Here is a 22,697-nt window from a genome sequence, read left to right as displayed (position 1 = left end):
CATTTCATTTTTTTTAATGGGTCACTTCAATTTTCTTTATCCCATTGCAATGTATCAATGTCTATGAGGTTTTTTGGCGCGATATTTATCGTCTTTTTTTGTTCGAGTGTTATAAATGCTCAAGATGGCCGTAGTCTTTTAAGAGGTCAAGTAATTTACCGGGGGGTAAATGTGCCAAACGAGTACGTAATAAACACCACTACCGAGACCTCAACGATAACCAATGAAGATGGTCAGTTTGCCATTGAGGTTAAGATTGGTGATGAACTGGTTTTCACCGCAGTAAATTATCAGTACGAATTAGTGAAAATCACTGCAGAAATCTTACAAAAAAATAGATTGGTCGTCGAGGTCGAAGAAAAGGTTCGCGAATTGGACGAGGTTACGGTTAGCCCTGAAGATCAAGAAAAATTTGTTGAATTGAAAAATGAAGAATTTAAAGAAGTCGAATACGAAATTGACCGCGGCGCTGAAATAGAAAACGTTGCTATGTCTAGGACCGAGAGGGGAATGCGTGATGGCATAAATTTTGTTAACATTTTTAAGGCTTTATTTAAAGGACAAAAGAATAGTGAGGAAGATGGCATTGATTTAAGGGTCAGTGATGTCTTGAGAACGGTTTATGATGATGAGTTCTTTTTGGTTGACCTGAGACTGCCACGTGATAAAATAGATGCTTTTTTAATCTATGTTGATGAAAAAGTACCTTCAAAAACATTGTTACGCAAGGAAAATGAGTTTGAACTTCTTGATTTTTTGGTTACCGAAAGCGACAATTTCAGAGCTGAACTTGAAGAAAATTAGCATTCTTCTTGGCCTCTTCATGGTATTTTTTGTTGCCCAAGGCCAAAATGTCAAACTTTTAAAGGGTAAGGTCATTGCCCCTGGAGAAGATGTAACAGGTGTTACCATTCAAAATGTCTCCACAAAAAAAGCAACCATTACCGATTTTGAAGGCAATTTTTCTATAGAGGTTAGGGAGCTGGATACCTTGGTATTTTCAGCAGTACAACTTAAAAGAAAAATACTTCCGGTCACTGAACCAATTTTCAATTCTAGTTTTGTTCGGGTTCCTATGCAAGCCTTTGTAAATGAATTGCGCGAAGTGGTAGTCTTACCTTATAATCTTTCAGGAGACCTGAATACGGATGCAAAAGCAATGAATGTCGCTCCTGTAACCGCAGAGTCTTTGGGCCTACCAAACGCACATGCCAAAATACCCACGCAAAGTGAACGTAAATTGATGCAGGCCTCTTATGGTAAATTCAATTTGGGTATGTTGTTAAGCCCGCCTCTAGACCCATTGATAAACATGATTACTGGTCGTACCAAAATGTTGAAAAACCGGGTAGCTGTAGATAAGAAGTATGCAAAAACAAATGCTGTTGAAGCCTCGATTGTTGATTCTCTGTTTTTAAGTGAATTAAAAATTCCAAAACGGAAAATTGCTGATTTTATGTATTTCTGTGAAGTGGATGACGAATTTCAACAATTGGTTTCTAGAAAAGACCAATTACTACTTTGGGAATATCTACTCAGAAGAAGTAAGTTGTACCGTGAAAACAACGAATTAGAATGAGGGGCACTAACCAATACTATCAAAAAATGAAGAAATTCTTACTGGCTTTAACGTTGATATTAATGTCATTTAGCACCATGCATAAATTTTATGTTAGTGTGACTAATGTTAACTATTCAGAAAAAAATGATTCGTTTGAAATAACAACGCGCGTTTTTATTGATGATTTGGAATCTGTTTTAAAAGAAAGATATGATATCAAAGCAGCCTTGGACACTTCCAGTGAAAGTGACATGGCAGATTTTTATATAGAAAAGTATTTACGTGCCAAATTAGTTGTAGAAATTGATGGGGAGCCTTTAAATTATACCTACCTAGGGAAAAAATATGACGCAGATCTTGTTCTTTTTTATCTCGAAGTAGAAAATGTTGGGCTTTCCAATCTAAAATCACTTGCCATTTACAACGAAATTCTCACCGATTTATATGACGAACAAAAGAATATTGTACACATTAAATGGAAGGGCGATAAAAAAAGTTTTGTCCTCACAAAAAGTGATGCTAAAGGAATGTTAAACTTCTAACACCCTTTTTGGCTGGTGTTAAAAAACGGTAATTTTCCAAAATGTTTAAAATCAATTTAATAATGAACAAGTTAACGTATTGTTTTGCCTCAGTTCTCTTTTTGTTCGGGTCCTTTGTAATGGCCCAAGAAGAAGCTGAAAAAGAGGAACGCAAGCCTGGCCATACCAACCAAAGTAAGTTTAGGCAGATGTATCAAGAATTTTCAACGCCTAATACATATCGTTCTGCGTCTGGAGCTCCTGGTCCTGATTATTACCAACAACAGGCCGATTACAAGATGGATATTGAGTTGGACGATAAAAACGCAAAACTGTATGGTGAAGAAACCATTACCTATCACAACAACTCTCCTGATAACCTAGAATTCCTATGGGTTCAGCTCGACCAAAATGTTCGTGCAAAAGACTCTAAGTCGCCTTTACGCAATGGCGGTGGTGTTAATTTGGCCTATCAGGCGGGTACATTCACAAATACATTTATGAGTGACGGCTTTGAGGGTGGTTTTAATATTGATTGGGTAAAGGATGCTTCAGGTAACAATTTATCCTTTACTGTTAATCAGACTATGATGAGGATTAATATTCCACAGCCCCTCAAAGCAGGTGAGAAAATGTCTTTTTCAATAAAATGGTGGTATAACATTAATGATAGGCCAAATGATGGAGGTCGCTCAGGGTATGAATTTTACCCAGGTGATGGAAACAGAGATTACACTATAGCCCAGTTTTTTCCAAGAATGGCGCACTATAGTGACAATGAAGGATGGCAGAACCATCAATTTTGGGGTAATGGCGAATTTGCCCTTCCATTCGGAGACTATGAAGTAAACATAACTGTTCCTGCTGATCATATTGTAGATGCTACTGGGGTACTTCAAAACAGAAAGGAAGTTTATTCGAAAGATATGTTGAAGCGCTATGAGCAAGCTAAAAAGTCTTACGACAAGCCTGTAATCATTGTTACTCAAGAAGAAGCTACAGCAAAAGAATCTTCTTTTTCAGAAAAAAAGAAAACTTGGCGATTTAAGACAGAAGCTGGTATTCCGGTTCGTGACTTTGCCTTCGCATCATCTAGAAAATATATTATGGATGCCCAGGCGGTTAAAATGGGTAATCGAGATGTAATGGCGGTTTCTTTGTATCCGAAAGAAGGTAATCCACTTTGGGAAGAATATTCAACAAAAGCAGTTGTTCAAACATTGCAGACCTATTCGAAATTCACTTTTGATTACCCTTACAATAAAGCAATTTCGGTAAGTGCCAAAAATATCGGAATGGAATATCCGATGATTTGCTTCAATTTTGGAAGACCGAATCCTGATGGGACAGTTTCTGATAGAACAAAGTATGGAATGATAAGTGTAATAATCCATGAGGTTGGACACAATTACTTTCCAATGATTGTTAACTCCGATGAACGACAATGGGGATGGATGGATGAAGGTCTTGATACTTTTATGCAATATTTGACTGAGCAGGAATTTGGGGAGAATTTTCCGGAAGCCGTAGCACCTAATGATAAGTATCCATCGAGAAGAGGAGAGCCTTCTAAGATTGTTCCTTACATGGCGGGTGAGCAGGATTTTATTGCCCCCATAATGTCAAATCCTGAAAACGTATATCAGTTGGGTGCAAATGCTTATGGAAAACCCGCCACGGCTTTGAACATTCTTAGAGAGACCGTAATGGGCCGTGAGTTGTTTGACCATGCCTTTAAGACATATGCACAACGTTGGATGTTCAAACATCCTTCGCCAGAAGATTTCTTTAGAACAATGGAAGATGCCTCAGCGGTTGATTTAGATTGGTTTTGGAGAAGTTGGTTCTATACAACCGACTATGTTGATATTGGTGTAAAAGACATCAAAAAATATTACGTATCCGATAAACCAACGAAAAGAATGCAGGAGTATATGGCAGCTCGTAACCTTACAGAAGCTGACTTACCTCCATTAGTGTATTTAGCCGAAGAAGGCAGTGAGGATTACAGTGAGGACTTGAAGGGTAAGGCACCCAGTGAGACTTCTCAAAGCCTGAAGGAATTTTTGATGGATAATATGTCTGAAGAAGAAAGGGCAAACGTTGAAGAGCCCAAATACTTCTACGAAATAACCTTTGATAAGCCAGGTGGTATTCCTATGCCTTTAATAGTAGAATATACTTATGCAGATGGAAGTAAGGAAAACGTTACCTATCCACCAGAGGTTTGGCGAAAAAATGATAAAGAGGTTAAAAAACTAATTTCTTCCCAGAAAGAATTGGTAGGTATTGTTGTTGATCCAAAATTGGAAACAGCTGATATTGATACCACAAATAATTCTTGGCCAAAAGAAGAGCAAAAGTCTGATTTTGACCAATTCAAAGAAAAAGTCAAAGGATAGTTCTTTTGTAAAAGAGCAAAAAGCCCGACCAATTTGGCCGGGCTTTTTTTATTGGCTATAAGTTCGGCTATATTTGTGTATGCGATTATTATTTATCAGCGGAGCAGAAATTTTTTTCATACTTTTCATTGTTGTAATGGTATTTGGTGCGGACAAACTGCCGGGTATTGCCAAAGGTTTGGGAAAAGGTATGCGTCAATTACGTGACGCTACAGACGACATTAAACGTGAAATACAGAAGAGTGCAGAGAAGCAAGGTATCGATACAGACTTTACCAGTGACATAAAGAAAGAGATTGATGAGGTTAAAAAAAATGTAAACGAGGTAACCGGTACAATTAAGAGAAGTTCAGATTAGCGATGTTCGATAAATTAAGGAAATGGGATCATGACACCTTTATTTACCTCAATAGTGTAGGTATTGAGGAGTTTGATGCATTTTGGTCAATTGTAACAAACATTACCACTTGGATTCCGCTGTATTTATTGATTATTTGGTTGTTCTTTTTCAGACTACCTCGGCACCAGGCCATTAACCGCATATTGGCCTTAATTATGTTAGTGGTCTTTGTGACCCTTATAACCTTATTGGTCAAGGAATGGGTGGCACGAATAAGACCAAATAACATTGGTCAATTCAGTCCATTTATACGAGTATTAAAAAGCCCAACAGATTATAGCTTTTTTTCTGGGCATGCTTCGAGTTCTTTTGCCGTAGCAACTTTGACATACTTATTCTTAAAAGGGGTTTACAAATGGGTTTGGATTTTGTTTTTGTGGGCCATTATATTCTCTTTAAGTAGAATATTTGTTGGGGTTCATTATCCTATTGACATAATTGCAGGAGTACTAGTAGGAATAGCCAGTGGATGGTTCTTTTACTTCCTTTTTGTCTATTATGGCAAACTACACTTTAGTTGACCGAATATTCTATTTAACCCTACTTAAGGTTAGACCATCCCTTATTGACAATAAAACAGTTTCAACCCTTGGGTCAGATTTTAGTTTTTTGTTATACTCAAGTAATGATTTGGTTGCCTTATCCGACGCATTAACAGTTTCAGTTACCTTACCTGACCACAACACATTATCTGAAAGAATAACAGAACCAGGATTACATTTTGAGATTACCGTTTCAAAATAGGTATCGTATTTTTTTTTCTCTGCATCAATAAAAACCAAATCAAACTTCAAATCGAGCGTAGGCACTATAGAAATTGCATCCCCAACATGTTGAACTATTTTATTTCCATATCCACTCTTGTCGAAATATTTACGTTGAATTGAACTCAATTCCTCATTAATGTCAATTGTGTGTAATTCACCATCTTTTTGAAGCCCTTCGGCTAAACAGAGAGCTGAATAACCTGTATAGGTGCCAATTTCTAAAATACGTTTTGGGGAAATAAGTTTTGATAAAATACTCAATACCCTTCCTTGATAATGACCCGTTATCATTCTTGGTTGAATAACCCTTAGATGTGTTTCACGAGTTAATTGTTGTAGAATTTCTGGTTCATCTTCAGAATGTGTTGCAATGTAATCTTCTAGTGACTTGGAAAGAAAATGCATAATATCAATTAAAATTCCTTTCCAAATATGGGTTATTTTCGCGTAATGGAAAACTTGTTGGTTCGCAAGGCAAGTTTAAAAGATTTGCCAACACTCAAAGCGTTTGAGCAACAAATTATTACTGCCGAACGGCCGTTTGACCCGACTATTCGGCCTGACCCTGTTAGTTATTATAGTCTTGAAGAGTTGATAAAAGACGAAACAAGTCAAGTGGTAGTTGCAATTGCAGATAATGAGATAGTTGCGTCTGGTTCTGCTCGAGTAAAAAAGGCAAGACATTATTTGGACCATGTTGATTATGCATACCTCGGATTTATGTATACTAAACCTGAGTATAGAGGAAAAGGAATAAATAAATCCATAATTGATGAACTTTTGATTTGGGCGAAAGAACAAGACCTTTATGAAGTTAGATTAACCGTTTATCATGATAACCACCCAGCAATTAAGGCTTATGAAAAGACTGGTTTCAAAAGCCATTTGAATGAAATGCGTTTACGTTTGAATTCTGATATATGAAGTTTGAAAATACATTACAATTCGCTACCGAGATGGATAATAATGATTCCTTAAGAGCTTTTAGGAATCAATTTATTTTTCCTCAAGTCAATGGAAAAGATGTTATTTATTTCACCGGAAATTCTTTAGGCTTACAACCAAAGATTGCAAAGAACTATGTCGATGAAATAATGAAGGATTGGGCAGAATTGGCTGTAGAAGGTCATTTCTATGCAGAAAAACCATGGTGGGATTACCATGAGCGACTTGCAAAACCTTTAGCTAAAATAGTTGGAGCAAAACCGGATGAGGTTTCAGTAATGAACACTTTAACGGTTAACCTTCATTTTTTAATGGTATCGTTTTACAAGCCAAATTCTAAAAGGTTTAAGATCATATGTGAAGAAAAGGCATTTCCTTCAGATCAGTATATGTTACAAAGTCAAGTACGATTTCATGGCTATGAACCGAGTGAATCCATAATTGAAATAAAAAAGAGGGAAGGGGAACATTTTTGGAGAACTGAAGATGTAATTTCCAAAATCGAAGAAGTTGGTGATGAATTGGCCTTGGTACTTATCGGTGGTGTCAACTATTACAATGGTCAGGTCTTTGAAATGGAATCCATTACTAAAAGTGCCAAGTCGGTCGGTGCGATGGTTGGTTGGGATTTGGCCCATGCAGTAGGCAATGTCGAATTAAAATTGAACGAATGGGGAGTTGATTTTGCCGCATGGTGCAGCTATAAATACATGAATAGCGGACCTGGAAATGTTTCCGGTATATATGTCAACGAGAAATACCTTAATAGAACCGATTTCAATCGGTTTGAAGGTTGGTGGGGGACAAAAAAAGAAAGTCGATTTTTAATGAAGCCAATATTTGAGCCTATAGCAAGTGCAGATGCTTGGCAAGTTAGCAATCCGGCTGTTCTTTCATTAGCTCCATATTTAGCCTCGTTACAATTGTTCGAAGAAGTGGGTATGCAAGCACTAATAGAGAAACAAAAATTGCTAACGGCGTATTTAGAGTTTGTATTACAAGAAGTTGATAAGGCTGTTGACAGTACATTCGAAATAATAACTCCGAAATCAAGAGGATGCCAACTTTCGGTTTTTCTTCATGGTGAGGGTAGGTCAATTTTCGATTACCTAATGAAAAATGGTGTTATTGTTGACTGGCGTGAACCCAATGTAATTCGATTGGCACCAGCACCTTTTTACTGTTCATTTGAAGACATGTATCGATTTGGTGAGATTTTAAAAACCGGAATTCTAGCAGAATAATAGATGAAGTCGCTTTATCTGATTCTTTCCAATCCTCGATATTTTGCACCTGCCTTTGTTTTCGCAAGTCTGAATATTTGGTTTGGTACTTGGGCAATTTATATTCCTTACGTCAAGGATAAATTGGAAATTAACAAAGCTGATTTGGGGATTGCCCTTTTTTTCTTGGCTTTGGGGGTTTTTACGGTTTTTCCAATAGCCTCTAAAATTATAGATAAACTTGGTGTTGGTAAAACTACATGGTGGGGAGTTTTGTTTTGTACGCTCGCGGCTTTACTGCCATTAGCTTCTCCTAGCTACGAGCTTTTGTGTGTTTCACTTTTTGTATTTGGACTGTCAAATGGAATCACAGACATTGCTATGAATACACTGGTTACTGAATTGGAAAAGGAAGATAAAGTCCAATTTATGTCGGCAGCTCATGGGTTTTTTAGTCTGGGTGGTGTAGTTGCGGGTCTAGGAAGTTTTTTAATGCCCGTCTTTGAAAATCCAATGTTACATATGGGTTTAATCGCCCTAATTGTACTTATCATCAATCTTATTTTCAAACGTCATTATGTAACTATAAAATCGGCTCCTGTTGAAAAGGAACCCTTTAGTTTGAAATTGTTTAAACCTCTTTTTGTTCTAGGATTAATTGGGTTTATAAGTTTTGCTAGTGAGGGTGCTGTAGTAGATTGGAGTGCCTTGTATTTAAAAGAAATTACGTTGGCTCCATCTCATTTGTTTGGCGCTGGTTTTTTGGCTTTTTCAATAACAATGACCTTAGGACGTTTTCTGGGAGACGGTATTAGTGAACGTATAGGTTCAATTAAGATAGTAGCAGTTGGAGCTATCGTTGCTATTCTGGGATATTTCGGTATTCTTTCTGAAAATTCACTTTTTGCGATTCTCGGTTTTGCATTGACCGGATTGGGTTTTTCGGTAATGGTACCTGAACTTTTCAGAATTGGTGGTAAAGTAAAAGGCGTTGATTCGGCCCAAGGTATTGCATTTATTGCTGGTATTGGTTATTTAGGATTTCTATCAGGACCGGTAATCCTTGGTTTTTTGGCCGAAGAATTTACTCTAAGAACCAGTTTCTGGACTCTCCTGGTATGCGCTTTTCTGGTCCTTTTGCTAACTTGGACTTTAAGGGGTAAAAGGAATTAATGGAAATTTTGTCTTATTCGGAATTCCTTCTTCTTTGTTTCAAAATTTTCTATGAATTCAATCATTTCTTTGGTCAGCGGTAAGGTATTTTGACTGTCCCAAAAGCTTTGATTGTATTCATGTTTGAGTTTGAAAATGTCCTTTTGTCCGTTAGTATTTGCCTTAAAAGAAAAATCTTCATTGTTGTCCATTGTATGAAGAATGTATTCACTCTTATAAATATCCACAAAATCATTTTTGGTAGACTTGATTTCTATTTCGAAAAGTAACTTGGCAAGTGTGATAAAGTATTTTCCTTGCACCTTTGATTTAGTAAAAATAGCTGATTGAATTCGGGACAAAGGGCGTTGTTCAACTTTGCCATTTCTTCTATAATTATCAATATCGAAATAACTGCTCAAGTCAATTGATTCTATGGCGTTATTGGCATTGTTAATGATGTAATCGCCTTCAGTTTCTATTCTTGGCTGTGTGGAATCACTTTTGATGCTGATTCTCGAATAAGGTTCAGTTTTAAATTGTTTTTCGGTAATAGTAAAACCTTCACCTGTTGCATTTAACCTTATACTTTCGAACAAAAGCTGTGAAAGGGAAAAGAAGTTGAAATTCACATTATTCTCGTCTTTAACAACTCCAATTTTTCTCATATTTTCAATTTCAAATTGAAAATCCTTTTCTGAAGCGTCCATACCTTTTTTATACAACATGGTACGTCGACTTAATTTACCAGAGATATCCTGAAGGCGTATAATTTCGCCATTCTTACGAAGAATACAACGTAAAAAAAACCGCTCTTTATAAGGTTTAAGTAGGTAATTTGATGAGACTGAATCTCTAACTTTATCCCAAAGCGATTTTATATTAGTTAGTGTGATTCCTTCAAGTTCAAGTGCTTTGGGATTAAGAAAAACGGAATCTTGTACATTTTTAACAGCAAGGCGTAGTGGCTCATATCCAATTTTCCTAAAACTGATTGAATCCCAAGAAGCAAGAATAAAAAAAGAGCCGTCGGTATTGGTTATGGTATGGTCAAAATTATTGTAAACATCAACAAACTCAATTGGATTTTTTGTCTTTGAATCCAATACAACTCCCACCTTTTGACCTGTTAAGTAGCTCGTTATAAAGAATATCAGCAGTACGTTATAAATGCGCAGGTTCAATTTTCCGTTTTAATTTCAACACCATCAAAATACAATTTGAAGTCTCCGAGGTCATTTCTATGATCTCTAGCCAATTTCAGTCCCATTGTATCTAAATAATTTTCCCAAGTGGTTATCATTGAGGGCTCTTCTTGATTTGCTTTACGAAAAACCCATTCTTTTAAAACATAATCATCTTCAAAGTAAAAATCATAAGCATCCCCAGGGGTATATCCTCCTTCAGAGCCATAAGTAATCGTCAATCGATTCATAGGTATTTTGGCTATTGGGGCAGAATCATTTTCAACTTCAAAATAGTCATAACTATTCTTATCCCACATAAGGTTAAAAGGGGCAAAGAGCCAGTATCTATCATTAATAAACCCAGCATTTACTTTAAATGCAACAGAATCCATATCAGACCTGTTATATGTAATGGTATCCTTGCTTGTAATGTGGGTTACATTCTTTGTTTTAGGAAACCAAATCCATTTACGTTCAAAGTGGGAATCTTCACGGTCAACATTGAATGTAAATTTGACTTCATTCACATTTTTCCAATTCTCAAAACCATGGGCTAAAGCAATTTTCTCTGGAGTCGTATGTTCTTTCGATTCTACCTTTTGTACTGGGGTATCTTTTTTCTTTGTTTCTGTTTTACAGCCAATTATAAGGCCAAAAAAAAGCAAAAAAAGTATTCTTGAATTCTTCATTGGGGCTAATTTTTTCAAAGATAAGGGCTTTTGAAGTATCTTTTGCCCCACAACTAAAAACCAGCACGTGACTTTTCTAAAGCAGTTGTTTCTAATTCTTATAAACCAAGCAAAAGAAAGATTGGGTAAGAACAGTGCTTTTGATAAGCTGTCAGACGAAGAATTAGTATCTAAAATAGTCGCCAAAAATGACACTCTGTTGTTCGGCGTGCTCTATGACCGTTACGTGCCTATGGTGTATAATAAGTGTTATGGTTTTGCGAGATCTCAAGACGAGGCCGAAGATTTGACCCAAGACGTTTTTTTAATGCTATTTATAAAGCTAGCATCATTTAAGGGTAAGTCTAAATTCTCAACTTGGCTGTATTCGTTCACTTATAATTTTTGCGTCAATTATGTGAACAGGAATAAACAAAGAAAAATGAGTGATAAATCGGTTCCTGTGGAAGAAACCGAGTATCGTTTGACTGAAGAAGAAGTGCCTGATGACGCAATTTTCGAAATGAAGGCTAATAAGCTTGACAAGGCCCTCAATGAAATTTCGGCAGAAGATAAGTCGATTCTATTACTTAAATATCAAGACGGGGCATCAATTAAAGAACTTAGTGAACTATTAGAAATAGGGGAGAGTGCTGTTAAGATGCGCCTGAAAAGGGCAAAGGCCAAACTTGTTGAAACCTATAAATCTTTAGGATAGATGGCAGAAAAATTTGACAATCCGTTTACGCAATTAAACACCAATCTAAGGGAGGTTCCTCCGGAGATGAGAAAGAGGGTGATGAACGATATTGCCATTGCAAAATTAATATTGGATATGGCCGTCTTGGTCACCTCTAATTACTCCGCATTGATAGGAGGGCTTTTTAAAACGAATAAAAGAAACTAATTTACTTTACCAAAATAAGTACCAAAAATGAGCACGTTGAATGATTTAAGCAATACCATTCAGGAAAGTTTTAAAAACCTGTTCTCTGATGTCGCCGCTTCACTTCCAAAAATCCTTTTAGGAATTTTAGGAGTCATTTTCGCATGGATAGTTATCAAGATCATACTATTTATTCTAAAAAGAATTTTAAAAGCAGCTAAGATAGATGTCCTATCACAACGGGTCGCTGACGCAAAATTATTTGGTGACCGACAATTGAAAATTGATTTGCTAAAATTGGTTTTAAGCACTGTAAAAGTGCTACTGATTTTACTATTTACTTTGGTATTGGCACAAACCCTTGGTTTAACTGCAATTTCAGACGGCATATATTCCTTGCTGAGTTATTTGCCCACTTTGCTGACTGCTTTACTGATAATGGTAGCTGGTCTTTATTTAGCTTCGGTTGTAAAAAAATCTGTTCATCAGCTACTTGAATCCATGGGGGTTTCAGGAACAAAGTTCATAAGTGGTAGTATTTTTTACCTAATCGTATTTTTTGTTTCAATTACGGCATTGAATCAAGCAGGAATTGATACTGAGATAATCACCAGTAACTTCACATTGATTCTTGGTGCCTTTTTGTTTGCAATTGCTTTAGGATTTGGATTGGGTTCTAGAGAAGTGATTTCCGATGTATTAAAGATGTTCTATACTCGTAAAAAATATATGGTCGGTGACAAATTGAAAATTGACGACTTAGAAGGTGAAGTTGATACTATCGATAATATAAGTCTAACCCTTAAGACGAAGAAAGGTAAAATTGTTATTCCGATTAGCGAGATTACATCAAAACGAATTGAAATACTTGAATAATAAAAAAGCCCCTATTACGGGGCTTTTTTTATCTTCTATTTGTCAAAACCTGAGAACTTGAATTGAACTGAACAATTGGGAATTCAGTTCTTCTATTGAGCTCCAACATTTCAGGTGGACAATCAAATTTTGTCTTACAATTATTTACTGGTCTACTTTCACCATACCCTTGATAAGAAAGAATTCGACTACTCGGCACCCCTTGTTGTATGAGGTATTCGTAGGTCGATTTTGCTCTGGATTCAGAAAGTCTTCTGTTGTATTCGTCACCACCAACAGGATCTGTATGTGATTCAAGGCGAATGATGAGTTCTGGATAGGTCTCCAACATCAGTTTTACAACCTTGTCAAGCTCTAGTGCCGCATCTGGTCTTATGTTACTTTTATTGAAGTCAAAATAGATTTTATTTAAATCTGCCAGAACCTTTACGTCCATTACAGGCTCCAATTGTATGTTCTTGGTTACCTTTTTGGTCTCACGATTTATACCGTGAGTTTCAAATTCTATGGTTTTTTCTGGGTGTGTACTTCGATACGCCACCACTTTATAATTCATTTTTCTTTTAATGAGCATCTTGTAGTATCCATTGTCATTGGTCATGGTTTCTTCTATTAAGACTCCAGTTTTCTTATTGTACAATGAAATTTTTACGCTGTCCAAAGGTCTAAGGTTAATTGCATCGGTCACTTGACCTTCAAGGGTTAAAGAAGGAATAAACTGAAATTTGTAAATATCATCACCTCCTTTGCCGCCATTTCTATTTGAGCTAACATATCCATCAACACCATTATCAAGTGCATAGTAACCAAAATCGTCTTTTTCACTGTTTAATGGCTTACCCAAATTGATGATATCAATAATTTCACCAACATCATTTAAGACGGTACCAAAAACATCAAGTTGCCCAAATCCTACATGGCCGTCGGAAGAGAAAAATAGTTGACCTTCATTATTTATAAAAGGGAATAGTTCGTTACCTGGGGTGTTTACAATAGGTCCGGCATTTTTGATTTCCAGTATTCCACCACGTTCATGAATTGAAGCATAGTAAATGTCACTGCCACCAAAACCACCAGGTCTATCGGAGGCAAAGTAAATCTTCGTCCTGTTTGAATTTACTGAAGGGTGACCTGTAGAAAAGTGATCGGCATTCATTTTCATATTTCGGGTAACCCTCCACGTATCTTTATCCTTTTCAGCCTTATAGATTTTTAGATTGCTTAAATTTTCTATTGACTCTTTGTCTTTAGTTGTATAAAAGGTTTCCTCATTGTTGAAATAGCTATTTCTAGTGAAATATGCTATGGTATCGTTTCTGTGATCGGTTGAAAATACCAATGAACTCTCATGAAATTTTGTATTGATGTCACCTTCGATAGGTACTGGCACAGCGTTTTCATCATCTGCGCGCACATGATAGATGTCTAACCACGATTCTGCATTCCATCCATATACGTCATCAGAAGCGTTGCCATCAGGTCTGCTGGAACTAAAATAAATATCGCCATCCAACAAAAAAGCCCCAAATTCACTGAATTCGGTGTTGAAATGTACTGGCTTTACATCATATCTTTCATTACTGTTAAATACAACGGAAGCCAGACTTCCGTCTTTCAAAAACTGTTTTACCCTAGCATCGTTTTTATGGAATTTCTTATACTTCTTGAACCATTTTAATGCTTCTTCCTCCTGTCCGGCACTTTTTAAAGCCGTTGCGTACTTAAAAAAGTAACTAGTTGAAGTCTCAGGGTCATCAATAAAACGTTTAAAATAGGGTATTGATTCTTCAAAATCGCGAAGAAACAGGTAGCACTCAGCAAGTCTTTTGTAGGCATGAACGGTATTCTTACCATCAACTACCATTTGTTCATATTCTGGAATTGCCTTTGCATAGGCAAACTTTCCAAATAATTCATCTGCCTTTTTCTGAATACCTGATTGGGCATTTGAAATGCTAATGGCAATTATAAAAAATAATGTAGCTAGTGTTGTTGATTTCATAACAAATTGTGTTTAGAAATATCTAGGAGAACGGTATAAGTTTGATCTTTTCAACGATTTTGGTTCAAATATCAGGATGACCTCATGAGTGCCGCCAGTGTATGGTCTAATTGTTGACGTGGGCAAATCATATGCATAACCCAATCTTATGGTTTTTGAAAATTGATACTCCATAAATGCCCCAAAATTGGCAGCATCGTTAAATCTGTAAGATGCGCCAAACCAAATTTTTTCATAGAACAAAAAGCCAGCTGTCGCGTCATAAGACATGGGTGCCCCATTAGTAAATCTTGTAATTACTGTAGGCCTGAATTTAATATCCAATGACAGATCGACAACCAATCCTGCGATAGCGTAATAACTGTTTCTTTCTATAGCCTCTACAGCATTTAGGCTTTCAATATTTAAGCTGTTATTCAATATTCTTGGAGACGAAAATCCTGCGTACCATCTATCGGTTGTTATATAAACTCCTGCTCCAAAATTTGGATTCCAATTATTGACCGCAACTGCATTAGGGTCTGTGGGGTCGATTAATTCTCTATTGTAGTTCGTAAATCCTGCCTTTAATCCAAAAGATAGTGTCGCTTCATATGAAATAGGAATGGTGTACGAAAAATCACCGTAGACAAAATTTGTGTTTTCAAAACCCAATTGGTCTGAGATGTAGGAAACTCCAAGTCCGACACGCTCATTATTCAACGGTGTGTGAAAAGCGAATGTACTCGTAGTAGGGTTACCATCAATTCCTGACCATTGGTTTCGGTGCAATGCAGTCATATTCATACCTTGCCTACTACCCGCATAAGCCGGATTAATAGAAATCGTATTGAACATGTACTGGGTGAATTGAGGTAACTGTTGGGCAAATGAGGTCAGCGGTATGACCAATACCATTAATATCAAAAATTGACGGAACAGTCTCATATTACTTAAGTTAGGTGGTTCTTTTGATTGGAATTGTGATTTGGGGTTCTCATTTCCGTCGTAAAGGAACAAAAGTCATCAAAAAATCAACAATTTATACGTTCATTCATCTATAAAACTCGATTTTCATCCAAATAGTATTTGAAATCACCCTTAACATTGAAAAACAATTAGATAGCATAAAAAAAAGGGGCATAGCCCCCTTTTAATATTAGTTTCCAAGGAAAATAAATCCGTTAAATGGTTCGAATTCCGTTCCAGTTATATTTATGATATAATAGTACGTTCCAGACGGTAGTACTCCAGAACCTCCAACGGCATTTCTTGGTGAAAAGCCCGACCAATTGTTTTGGTATTCCCTTGCTTCAAATACTTTATCACCCCATCGGTTGAATATCATGACATCATAACTATAACCACATGCCTCGGTTCCTTTGATTTCAAAGAAATCGTTCAGGCCATCTCCATTTGGGGTAACAGTTTTTGATATTATGATATCATCCCTGCTACAATCTATACAATCTCTGTTAAAGCTTATTGTATAGGTGGCATTGTAAGCACAGGTAACAACTATTGAACTGTAATCAATTTGGTATTCACCAATCTCAGTATTCGCTGGGTCAAGAATACTACCATTAAGTGCGATGCCATCTCTATCTGGAGTGAAAAGACCGTTTCTGTCAAATATCTCTGGAAGATAATCGAGCAAATCGATTGGCGCATCGTCAACACATATTTCAATGCTGATTTCCTCCCTCTTCGCCTGAACAACATTGATTATTTGTTGAAATACTGCCTGCTCGCCACAGATATCGGTTACGGTCCATGTCCTGATTATTTGGTAGTCAGCTGGTTCATCTGGGAACTGGGTGTCTTCTGTAAACTCAACTTCTAAACCGCCACATCCTCCAGTAAACTCAATTTCGGGTACTTCAGGAATCATATCGCCACATACAATAGAGAATTCTTCAAGATAATCACTTGCCATAATAGGCCCCGAAGGTTCAATGGTCAATATTTGAACATGGGTAGCACTGTTACCTGAGCAGTCGATAGCTGTCCAAGTACGCGTAATGGTATATCCCATAATACAGTCTTCATCGTTTGTAACTGTTTCTGTAAAATCAATCATTACATCAGGGTCGCAATTATCAGTAGCTTCCAATACTACCGCATCTGGGATTTGCTCACATTCAACAATCATGTCTTCTGGAAGCTCACCAAGGAATACTGGTGCCTCATCATCTTCAACTGTAATCACTTGAACATGTTCATTTGTATTTCCTGAACAATCGCTAACCGTCCAAGTTCTTACAATCACGAATTCGTTACCACAAGAAGGGGACTCACTCTGGGTTTCAGTAAAGATGACCTCAACCTCAGTATCACAGTTGTCCACGGCTGTAAGAACAGCTGGCTCAATAGTCTCCGTACACGATATGGTTATATCTTGTGGAAGCTCTTCAACAAAATTTGGAAGAATATTGTCCTCAATGGTAATAACCTGTGTATGGGTTCTTACGTTACCGACACAGTCTGTTATTGTCCAAGTTCTATTAATGGTGTACTCAGTTGGACATCCGTCATCCAATCCGACGAATTCTTTGGTGAACTCTTCGGTGTAATCGCATCCTTCAGCATTGAACACCAAGGTATCAACAGGTGGAACATCATCCTCACAAGTTACAAACACATCTCCAGGGAAATCGTCATCACTGTCATTGTCTATAATGGTACCCTGGGCTTCACCTGAGTTAATTTCAATTAAATCAGTTGATAGATTTGATAATTGAACAAAGAATGATTCAGGATTTTCCACCAAGATATCATCGATTATCGCCACTGTAATTTGTTGCACTTCACCATTTGTTCCTTCAAATGTTAAAGTGCCGGTCGAAATAGTATAATCTTCATCTCCTGTCGCAGAAGCGTCTGAAGTACTATATTCTACGGTAAATGGTTCTCCCAAGTTACCGGTTAGCACTACATTGAAAGTGGCCGTCCCATCACCTTCATTTACAGTTATTTCTGTCGCTTCGAAAGCAATACCAGTAACCCCAGGTTCAGCATCATTATCAATAATATTTCCTGTCGCAGTAGTAGTATTTATATCGACAAGAGCTAATGAAGGATTACTAAGGTTAATTGTGAAATTCTCGATAGCTTCAATAATATCATCTTCGAGAATGTCGATGATTATGGGTTGTATTTCTCCATTATTTCCGGCAAAAGAAAGTTGTCCTGATAGTCCGGTATAATCTTCTGAATCTGTAGCCGTGCCTTCAGCACTTGCAAAATCAACTGTGAAGGATTCTGCAAAATTACCGGTAAGGACAACATTGAAGGTGGCAGTACCATCTCCTTCGTTGACGGTAACTTCCGTAGCTTCAAATGCAATTCCGGTGATACCTGGCTCAGCATCATTGTCAACAATAGAACCAACTGATGTATCACTGTTTATTTCAATTAAATCGGTTGAAATATTTGAAAGGGTAACCACAAAATTTTCAATCTCTTCAATGATGTCGTCTTCTAGAATAGGAACAATTATCTGTTGTATTTCCCCATCATTTCCATCAAACGAAAGTTGTCCAGCAACGGTAGTGTAGTCCTCAGCATTAATTGCAGTGCCATCAGACGTTACATAATCAACAGTAAATGCTTCAGAGACGTTTCCTATTAGAATAACATTGAATATCGCCGTACCATCTGCTTCATTAACAATCACTTCTGCTGTTTCAAAAGCTATTCCTGTAACTCCAGGTTGGGCATCGTTATCAATAATATTTCCGATTGCATTAAGGGTATTGATATTAACCAAAGTCGAAGAGGCATTTGAAAGTGTTACCGTGTAATCTTCAGTAGGTTCAATAATATCATCTTCAAGAATAGGAACAATAATTTGTTGAATTTCTCCATCGTTCCCGGCAAAAGATAGTTGACCCGTGATACCCGTATAATCTTCGGTATCTAATGCTGAACCATCTGAAGTTGCAAAATCAACAGTGAATGCTTCTGCAAAATTACCGGTAATTACCACATTAAAGGTTGCGGTACCATCGCCTTCATTTACAGTAATTTCCGTTGCTTCGAATGCAACACCTGTAACACCGGGTTCTGCATCATTATCAACGATATTACCTGTTGCCGCTGGAGTATTTACAGTTACAAGGCCCAAAGAAGGATTAGATAAGGTAACTGTATAATTTTCAGTAGCCTCTATGATATCATCTTCTAGGATATCGATAATTATGCTCTGAATTTCGCCATCTGTTCCAACAAATGAAAGTTGCCCAATCTGCCCTGTGTAATCGTCTATATCTGTGGCCGTTCCATCAGAAGTAGCAAAATCTACGGTAAATGGCTCGGCAAAATTGCCAGTAAGTACCACATTAAAGGTTGCTGTTCCATCCCCTTCGTTTACGGTAACTTCTAAAGTATCAAAAGCTACACCCGTAACTCCAGGATCAGCATCATTATCTTCGATGTTGCCGGTTGCTTCAGGTGTATTTATTGCTACTAGGGTAGAAGATGCATTGGATAGGGTAATGAGATAGTCCTCAGTCGCCTCGATGATATCATCTTCCAAAATAGGAACAACTATTTGTTGTGTCTCACCATCGGTACCTGCAAACGATAATTGACCTATTTGTTCAGTATAATCTAGGCCGTTAGTTGCTGTACCATCAGAAGTTGCGAAATCTACGGTAAATGATTCCGCGAAATTCCCAGTAAGCACCACATTGAACGTAGCTGTGCCGTCACCTTCGTTTACGGTAACCTCGGTGGCCTCAAATGCAATACCGGTAACACCTGGGTCAGCATCATTGTCTTCAATGTTGCCAGTAGCTTCAGGTGTATTTATTGTTACTAGGGTAGAAGATGCATTGGATAATGTTACCAGATAGTCTTCGGTCGCCTCAATGATATCGTCTTCAAGAATGTCAATCGTTATGGTCTGTATTTCACCATCCGTACCGGCAAATGAAAGTTGACCGGTCTGCGCTGTGTAGTCGAGGACATCCAGAGCGGTTCCATCAGAAGTTGCAAAATCCACGGTAAATGGCTCGGCAAAATTTCCGGTCAGCACCACATTGAAAGTTGCCGTACCATCACCTTCATTAACGGTGACCTCAGTTGACTCAAAGGCAATTCCCGTGACCCCTGGATCTGCATCGTTGTCAACAATGTTGCCCGTTGCGGTTGGCGTATTGATTACAACCAATCCCAGTGATGGGTTTGAAAGACTGACAATATAGTCCTCAGTAATTTCAATTATGTCATCCTCAAGGATGTCAATGGTTATGGTCTGGATCTCCCCATCCGTACCGGCAAAGGAAAGCTGACCTGTTTGTGCTGTGTAGTCAAGGGCATCCAGAGCCGTTCCATCAGCAGTTGCAAAGTCTATCGTAAATGGTTCAGCAAAATTACCAGTAAGTATTACGTTAAAGGTAGCTGTGCCGTCACCTTCGTTTACAGTAACCTCGGTAGCTTCAAAGGCAATACCTGTAACACCTGGGTCAGCATCATTGTCTTCAATGTTGCCCGTTGCCTCAGGAGTGTTTATTGCTACCAGTGTAGAAGATGCATTGGATAATGTTACGAGATAGTCTTCGGTCGCTTCAATGATATCATCTTCAAGTATATCTATCGTTATGGTCTGAATTTCCCCATCCGTACCGGCAAATGAAAGCTGACCTGATTGTGCTGTGTAGTCGAGGGCATCCAGAGCGGTTCCATCAGAAGTTGCAAAATCCACGGTAAATGGCTCGGCAAAATTACCCGTAAGTATTACGTTAAAGGTAGCTGTACCATCTGCTTCATTTACGGTTACTTCGGCGGCCTCAAAGGCAATACCTGTAACACCTGGGTCAGCATCATTGTCTTCAATGTTGCCTGTAGCCTGTGGTGTATTTATAGCTATTAAAGTTGTTGTCAATCCAGAGAGATCTACTAGGAATCGCTCCGTAATCTCAATAATATCGTCTTCAAGAATAGGGACTTGAATTTCGTAAGACTCCCCATCATTTCCATCGAAGTCTAGTGTGCCTGTGGTGGCCGTAAAATCAGCTGCAGCTTCGGCAGTATCATTTAAGGTGCCATAGTCCAATGAGAAACTTTCTGCAACATTACCCGTAAGGGTAACCGTGAATATGGCTATTCCATCCCCTTCATTTACGGTAACCTCAGTCGCCTCAAATGCAATACCAGTTACACCAGGGTCCGAATCATTGTCTTCAATGTTCCCAGTCGCCACAGGTGTATTTATAGCGACCAACGCAGATGATACATTGGAAAGTGTCACGGTAAAATCTTCAGTGAATTCAATGATATCATCTTCTAGAATGTCGATGGTTATGGTCTGAACCTCTCCATCCGTTCCCGCAAAATTCAGTTGACCTGATTGGGCGGTGTAATCCAAGCCGTCAATAGCTGTGCCATCTGTTGTGGCAAAATCAACCGTGAAGGCTTCAGGGAAGTTTCCAGTCAAAACAACATTGAATGTAGCCGTTCCATCCCCTTCGTTTACAGTCACGACCACAGGGTCAAAAGACAGTCCTGTAACACCTGGGTCTGCGTCGTTGTCCTCGATATTACCGGTTGCATTAGGGGTGTTTATTGCTACAAGGGCAAGTGAAGGGTTTGATAAAGTAACCGTATAATTTTCGGTCGCTTCTATGATATCATCTTCAAAGATATCGATGGTAATGGTCTGTACCTCACCATCCGTACCTGCGAATGTCAATTGTCCTGTTTGCCCCGTATAGTCAGCTGCATCGACCGCAGTCCCGTCAGCAGTTTCAAAGTCGATGGTGAAAGATTCAGCGAAATCTCCTGTTAGTACCACATTGAACGTTGCAGTCCCATCACCTTCATTAACGGTGACCTCGGTTGCTTCGAATGCAATTCCGGTGTTTCCAGGATCCGTGTCGTTATCGGTAATATTTCCAGTCGCGCTAGGGGTGTTGATATCAACCAAACCTAATGACACATTCGAAAGTGAAACTGTGTAGTTTTCAGTTGCCTCAATGATATCGTCCTCAAGAATGTCAACGGTAATGGATTGGATTTCGCCATCGGTACCTGCAAATGTGAGTTGCCCCGATGCTACATTATAATCATCACCATCTGTTGCAGTTCCATCCGAAGTGGTAAAGTCTACTGTAAATGAAGAGGGGAAGTTACCCGTTAGCACCACATTGAAAGTAGCTGTCCCATCACCTTCGTTTACCGTAACATTTGTTGACTCAAAAGCAAGTCCGTTGCCAGTGGCCGCATCATTATCATCAATGATACCATTTGCTTGAGGCGTATTGATCTGGACCAGATTGTTCGAAGGATTGCTAAGGCTTACCAAGAAGTCTTCTCCTGGTTCTATGATCAAATCATCAATGATATCAATGGTAACCGACTGAACCTCTCCATCCGTTCCTGCGAAAGTAAGCTGCCCTGTTTCTCCAGTGTAATCCGAACCATCTGTTGCAGTTCCATCCGAGGTTGCGAAGTCAATTGTAAATGGTTCCGCAAAATTACCGGTCAGAATTACATTGAATGTTGCTGTACCATCCCCTTCGTTTACGGTAACTTCCGTAAATTCAAATGCAACACCTGTTACTCCTGGTTCTTCATCATTATCGATAATTCTACCTGTTGCTTGAGGTGTATTGATTCCAATTAATGTTGTTGTAAGACCCGAAAGATCTACAACAAAATCTTCGGTAAGTTCTATAATATCATCTTCCAGAATAGGAACCGTAATTTGATATGTTTCACCATCGGTTCCATTAAAATCCAATGTTCCCGTAGTTGCTGTGAAATCGGCTGCTGCATCAGCGGTGCCGTTCAAAGTGCCATAGTTTACAGAAAAACTTTCTGCTACGTTTCCGGTAAGCACGACGTTGAATGTGGCGGTCCCGGCACCCTCATCGACGGTCACCTCGGTTGGGTCGAATGCAAGCCCCGTCACGCCGGGATTTGCATCGTTGTCGGTGATGTTGCCCGTTGCATTTGCGGTATTGATGGCCACAAGTGCAAGTGAAGGGTTTGAAAGTGTAAGGGTATAGTCTTCCGTTGCCTCTATGATATCATCTTCAAGGATGTCAATGGTAATGGTGCGTACCTCACCATCGTTACCGTCAAAGTTGAGCTGTCCGCTCTGTGCGGTATAGTCGTCCCCTGC

General features: G+C 38.4%; 18 protein-coding genes. 12 read left to right on the top strand and 6 right to left on the bottom strand.

Annotated elements, in window-relative coordinates:
- The first annotated feature begins 63 nt into the window (after positions 1–63).
- The 6 genes from HCU67_RS00090 (at position 64) to HCU67_RS00065 (ending at position 5,405) form a co-directional block, all read left to right on the top strand.
- The gene (locus HCU67_RS00090) at positions 64–804 is read left to right on the top strand and encodes a hypothetical protein (RefSeq protein WP_168550580.1); all 741 of its coding nucleotides are present in this window, start codon (positions 64–66) and stop codon (positions 802–804) included.
- Positions 791–1,579: a hypothetical protein gene (locus HCU67_RS00085; RefSeq protein WP_246865671.1), complete on the top strand. Its 789-nt coding sequence runs from the start codon at positions 791–793 to the stop codon at positions 1,577–1,579. Before HCU67_RS00090 ends, HCU67_RS00085 begins: the two co-directional genes overlap by 14 nt.
- Positions 1,580–1,605: 26 nt before the next feature.
- Positions 1,606–2,103, top strand: a complete 498-nt coding sequence (locus HCU67_RS00080; protein ID WP_168550579.1) for a DUF6702 family protein — start codon at positions 1,606–1,608, stop codon at positions 2,101–2,103.
- Positions 2,104–2,165: 62 nt separating this feature from the next.
- Positions 2,166–4,484 (top strand): M1 family metallopeptidase, encoded by a 2,319-nt coding sequence (locus HCU67_RS00075; RefSeq protein ID WP_168550578.1) that lies wholly within the window; start codon positions 2,166–2,168, stop codon positions 4,482–4,484.
- A gap of 79 nt (positions 4,485–4,563) precedes the next feature.
- The gene (locus tag HCU67_RS00070; RefSeq protein ID WP_168550577.1) at positions 4,564–4,842 is read left to right on the top strand and encodes a Sec-independent protein translocase subunit TatA/TatB; all 279 of its coding nucleotides are present in this window, start codon (positions 4,564–4,566) and stop codon (positions 4,840–4,842) included.
- Positions 4,843–4,844: 2 nt separating this feature from the next.
- The gene (locus HCU67_RS00065; RefSeq protein ID WP_168550576.1) at positions 4,845–5,405 is read left to right on the top strand and encodes a phosphatase PAP2 family protein; all 561 of its coding nucleotides are present in this window, start codon (positions 4,845–4,847) and stop codon (positions 5,403–5,405) included.
- Positions 5,406–5,414: 9 nt separating this feature from the next.
- Here HCU67_RS00065 and HCU67_RS00060 read toward each other — a convergent pair whose 3' ends face one another.
- Positions 5,415–6,056 (bottom strand): O-methyltransferase, encoded by a 642-nt coding sequence (locus HCU67_RS00060; protein ID WP_168550575.1) that lies wholly within the window; start codon positions 6,054–6,056, stop codon positions 5,415–5,417.
- Between the two features lie 27 nt (positions 6,057–6,083).
- Between HCU67_RS00060 and HCU67_RS00055 the strand changes: the two genes are divergently transcribed.
- Genes HCU67_RS00055 through HCU67_RS00045 form a run of 3 tightly spaced genes read left to right on the top strand, consistent with a single transcriptional unit; the run spans position 6,084 to position 8,992 of the window.
- Complete coding sequence (locus tag HCU67_RS00055; RefSeq protein ID WP_246865670.1) at positions 6,084–6,575, top strand: GNAT family N-acetyltransferase; 492 nt, start codon at positions 6,084–6,086, stop codon at positions 6,573–6,575.
- Complete coding sequence (gene kynU / locus HCU67_RS00050) at positions 6,572–7,840, top strand: kynureninase (protein ID WP_168550574.1); 1,269 nt, start codon at positions 6,572–6,574, stop codon at positions 7,838–7,840. The genes HCU67_RS00055 and kynU overlap by 4 nt, the downstream gene beginning before the upstream one ends.
- A 3-nt stretch (positions 7,841–7,843) precedes the next feature.
- Positions 7,844–8,992, top strand: coding sequence for an MFS transporter (locus HCU67_RS00045; RefSeq protein WP_168550573.1), 1,149 nt, complete (start codon positions 7,844–7,846; stop codon positions 8,990–8,992).
- On the opposite strand, the gene HCU67_RS00040 is transcribed toward HCU67_RS00045, so the two are convergent.
- The gene (locus HCU67_RS00040) at positions 8,989–10,155 is read right to left on the bottom strand and encodes a peptidase associated/transthyretin-like domain-containing protein (RefSeq protein ID WP_168550572.1); all 1,167 of its coding nucleotides are present in this window, start codon (positions 10,153–10,155) and stop codon (positions 8,989–8,991) included. The two genes, HCU67_RS00045 and HCU67_RS00040, sit on opposite strands and share 4 nt — an antisense overlap.
- Positions 10,152–10,847, bottom strand: coding sequence for a hypothetical protein (locus HCU67_RS00035; protein ID WP_168550571.1), 696 nt, complete (start codon positions 10,845–10,847; stop codon positions 10,152–10,154). The genes HCU67_RS00040 and HCU67_RS00035 overlap by 4 nt, the downstream gene beginning before the upstream one ends.
- 67 nt (positions 10,848–10,914) lie before the next feature.
- Between HCU67_RS00035 and HCU67_RS00030 the strand changes: the two genes are divergently transcribed.
- From HCU67_RS00030 to HCU67_RS00020, 3 genes are read left to right on the top strand one after another with little or no spacing between them, the layout of a single operon-like run.
- Positions 10,915–11,544, top strand: coding sequence for a sigma-70 family RNA polymerase sigma factor (locus HCU67_RS00030; RefSeq protein ID WP_168550570.1), 630 nt, complete (start codon positions 10,915–10,917; stop codon positions 11,542–11,544).
- Positions 11,545–11,733, top strand: coding sequence for a hypothetical protein (locus HCU67_RS00025; RefSeq protein ID WP_168550569.1), 189 nt, complete (start codon positions 11,545–11,547; stop codon positions 11,731–11,733).
- Between the two features lie 27 nt (positions 11,734–11,760).
- Entirely contained in the window at positions 11,761–12,588 is an 828-nt protein-coding gene (locus HCU67_RS00020; protein ID WP_168550568.1) for a mechanosensitive ion channel family protein, read from the top strand.
- Between the two features lie 28 nt (positions 12,589–12,616).
- On the opposite strand, the gene HCU67_RS00015 is transcribed toward HCU67_RS00020, so the two are convergent.
- From HCU67_RS00015 to HCU67_RS00005, 3 genes are all read right to left on the bottom strand, one after another.
- A complete protein-coding gene (locus HCU67_RS00015; RefSeq protein ID WP_168550567.1) occupies positions 12,617–14,590 on the bottom strand; it encodes an OmpA family protein in 1,974 nt (657 codons plus the stop codon).
- Between the two features lie 12 nt (positions 14,591–14,602).
- Entirely contained in the window at positions 14,603–15,517 is a 915-nt protein-coding gene (locus HCU67_RS00010; protein ID WP_168550566.1) for a PorP/SprF family type IX secretion system membrane protein, read from the bottom strand.
- Between the two features lie 211 nt (positions 15,518–15,728).
- A partial coding sequence (locus HCU67_RS00005) for a Calx-beta domain-containing protein (protein ID WP_168550565.1) occupies positions 15,729–22,697 on the bottom strand: 6,969 nt, incomplete at its 5' end.

The organism is Croceivirga thetidis, assembly GCF_012272815.1.
GTDB classification, from domain to species: Bacteria; Bacteroidota; Bacteroidia; order Flavobacteriales; family Flavobacteriaceae; genus Croceivirga; species Croceivirga thetidis.
This window is presented reverse-complemented; position numbering and strand designations above follow the sequence as displayed.

What these genes read in the sequence shown, in the direction of transcription:
- HCU67_RS00090 (WP_168550580.1), top strand. Translation starts at nt 64, where the DNA reads ATGAGGTTTTTTGGCGCGATATTTATCGTCTTTTTTTGTTCGAGTGTT.
- HCU67_RS00080 (WP_168550579.1), top strand. Translation starts at nt 1,606, where the DNA reads ATGAAGAAATTCTTACTGGCTTTAACGTTGATATTAATGTCATTTAGC.
- HCU67_RS00075 (WP_168550578.1), top strand. Translation starts at nt 2,166, where the DNA reads ATGAACAAGTTAACGTATTGTTTTGCCTCAGTTCTCTTTTTGTTCGGG.
- HCU67_RS00070 (WP_168550577.1), top strand. Translation starts at nt 4,564, where the DNA reads ATGCGATTATTATTTATCAGCGGAGCAGAAATTTTTTTCATACTTTTC.
- HCU67_RS00065 (WP_168550576.1), top strand. Translation starts at nt 4,845, where the DNA reads ATGTTCGATAAATTAAGGAAATGGGATCATGACACCTTTATTTACCTC.
- HCU67_RS00060 (WP_168550575.1), bottom strand. Translation starts at nt 6,056, where the DNA reads ATGCATTTTCTTTCCAAGTCACTAGAAGATTACATTGCAACACATTCT.
- HCU67_RS00055 (WP_246865670.1), top strand. Translation starts at nt 6,084, where the DNA reads ATGGGTTATTTTCGCGTAATGGAAAACTTGTTGGTTCGCAAGGCAAGT.
- kynU (WP_168550574.1), top strand. Translation starts at nt 6,572, where the DNA reads ATGAAGTTTGAAAATACATTACAATTCGCTACCGAGATGGATAATAAT.
- HCU67_RS00045 (WP_168550573.1), top strand. Translation starts at nt 7,844, where the DNA reads ATGAAGTCGCTTTATCTGATTCTTTCCAATCCTCGATATTTTGCACCT.
- HCU67_RS00035 (WP_168550571.1), bottom strand. Translation starts at nt 10,847, where the DNA reads ATGAAGAATTCAAGAATACTTTTTTTGCTTTTTTTTGGCCTTATAATT.
- HCU67_RS00025 (WP_168550569.1), top strand. Translation starts at nt 11,545, where the DNA reads ATGGCAGAAAAATTTGACAATCCGTTTACGCAATTAAACACCAATCTA.
- HCU67_RS00020 (WP_168550568.1), top strand. Translation starts at nt 11,761, where the DNA reads ATGAGCACGTTGAATGATTTAAGCAATACCATTCAGGAAAGTTTTAAA.
- HCU67_RS00015 (WP_168550567.1), bottom strand. Translation starts at nt 14,590, where the DNA reads ATGAAATCAACAACACTAGCTACATTATTTTTTATAATTGCCATTAGC.
- HCU67_RS00010 (WP_168550566.1), bottom strand. Translation starts at nt 15,517, where the DNA reads ATGAGACTGTTCCGTCAATTTTTGATATTAATGGTATTGGTCATACCG.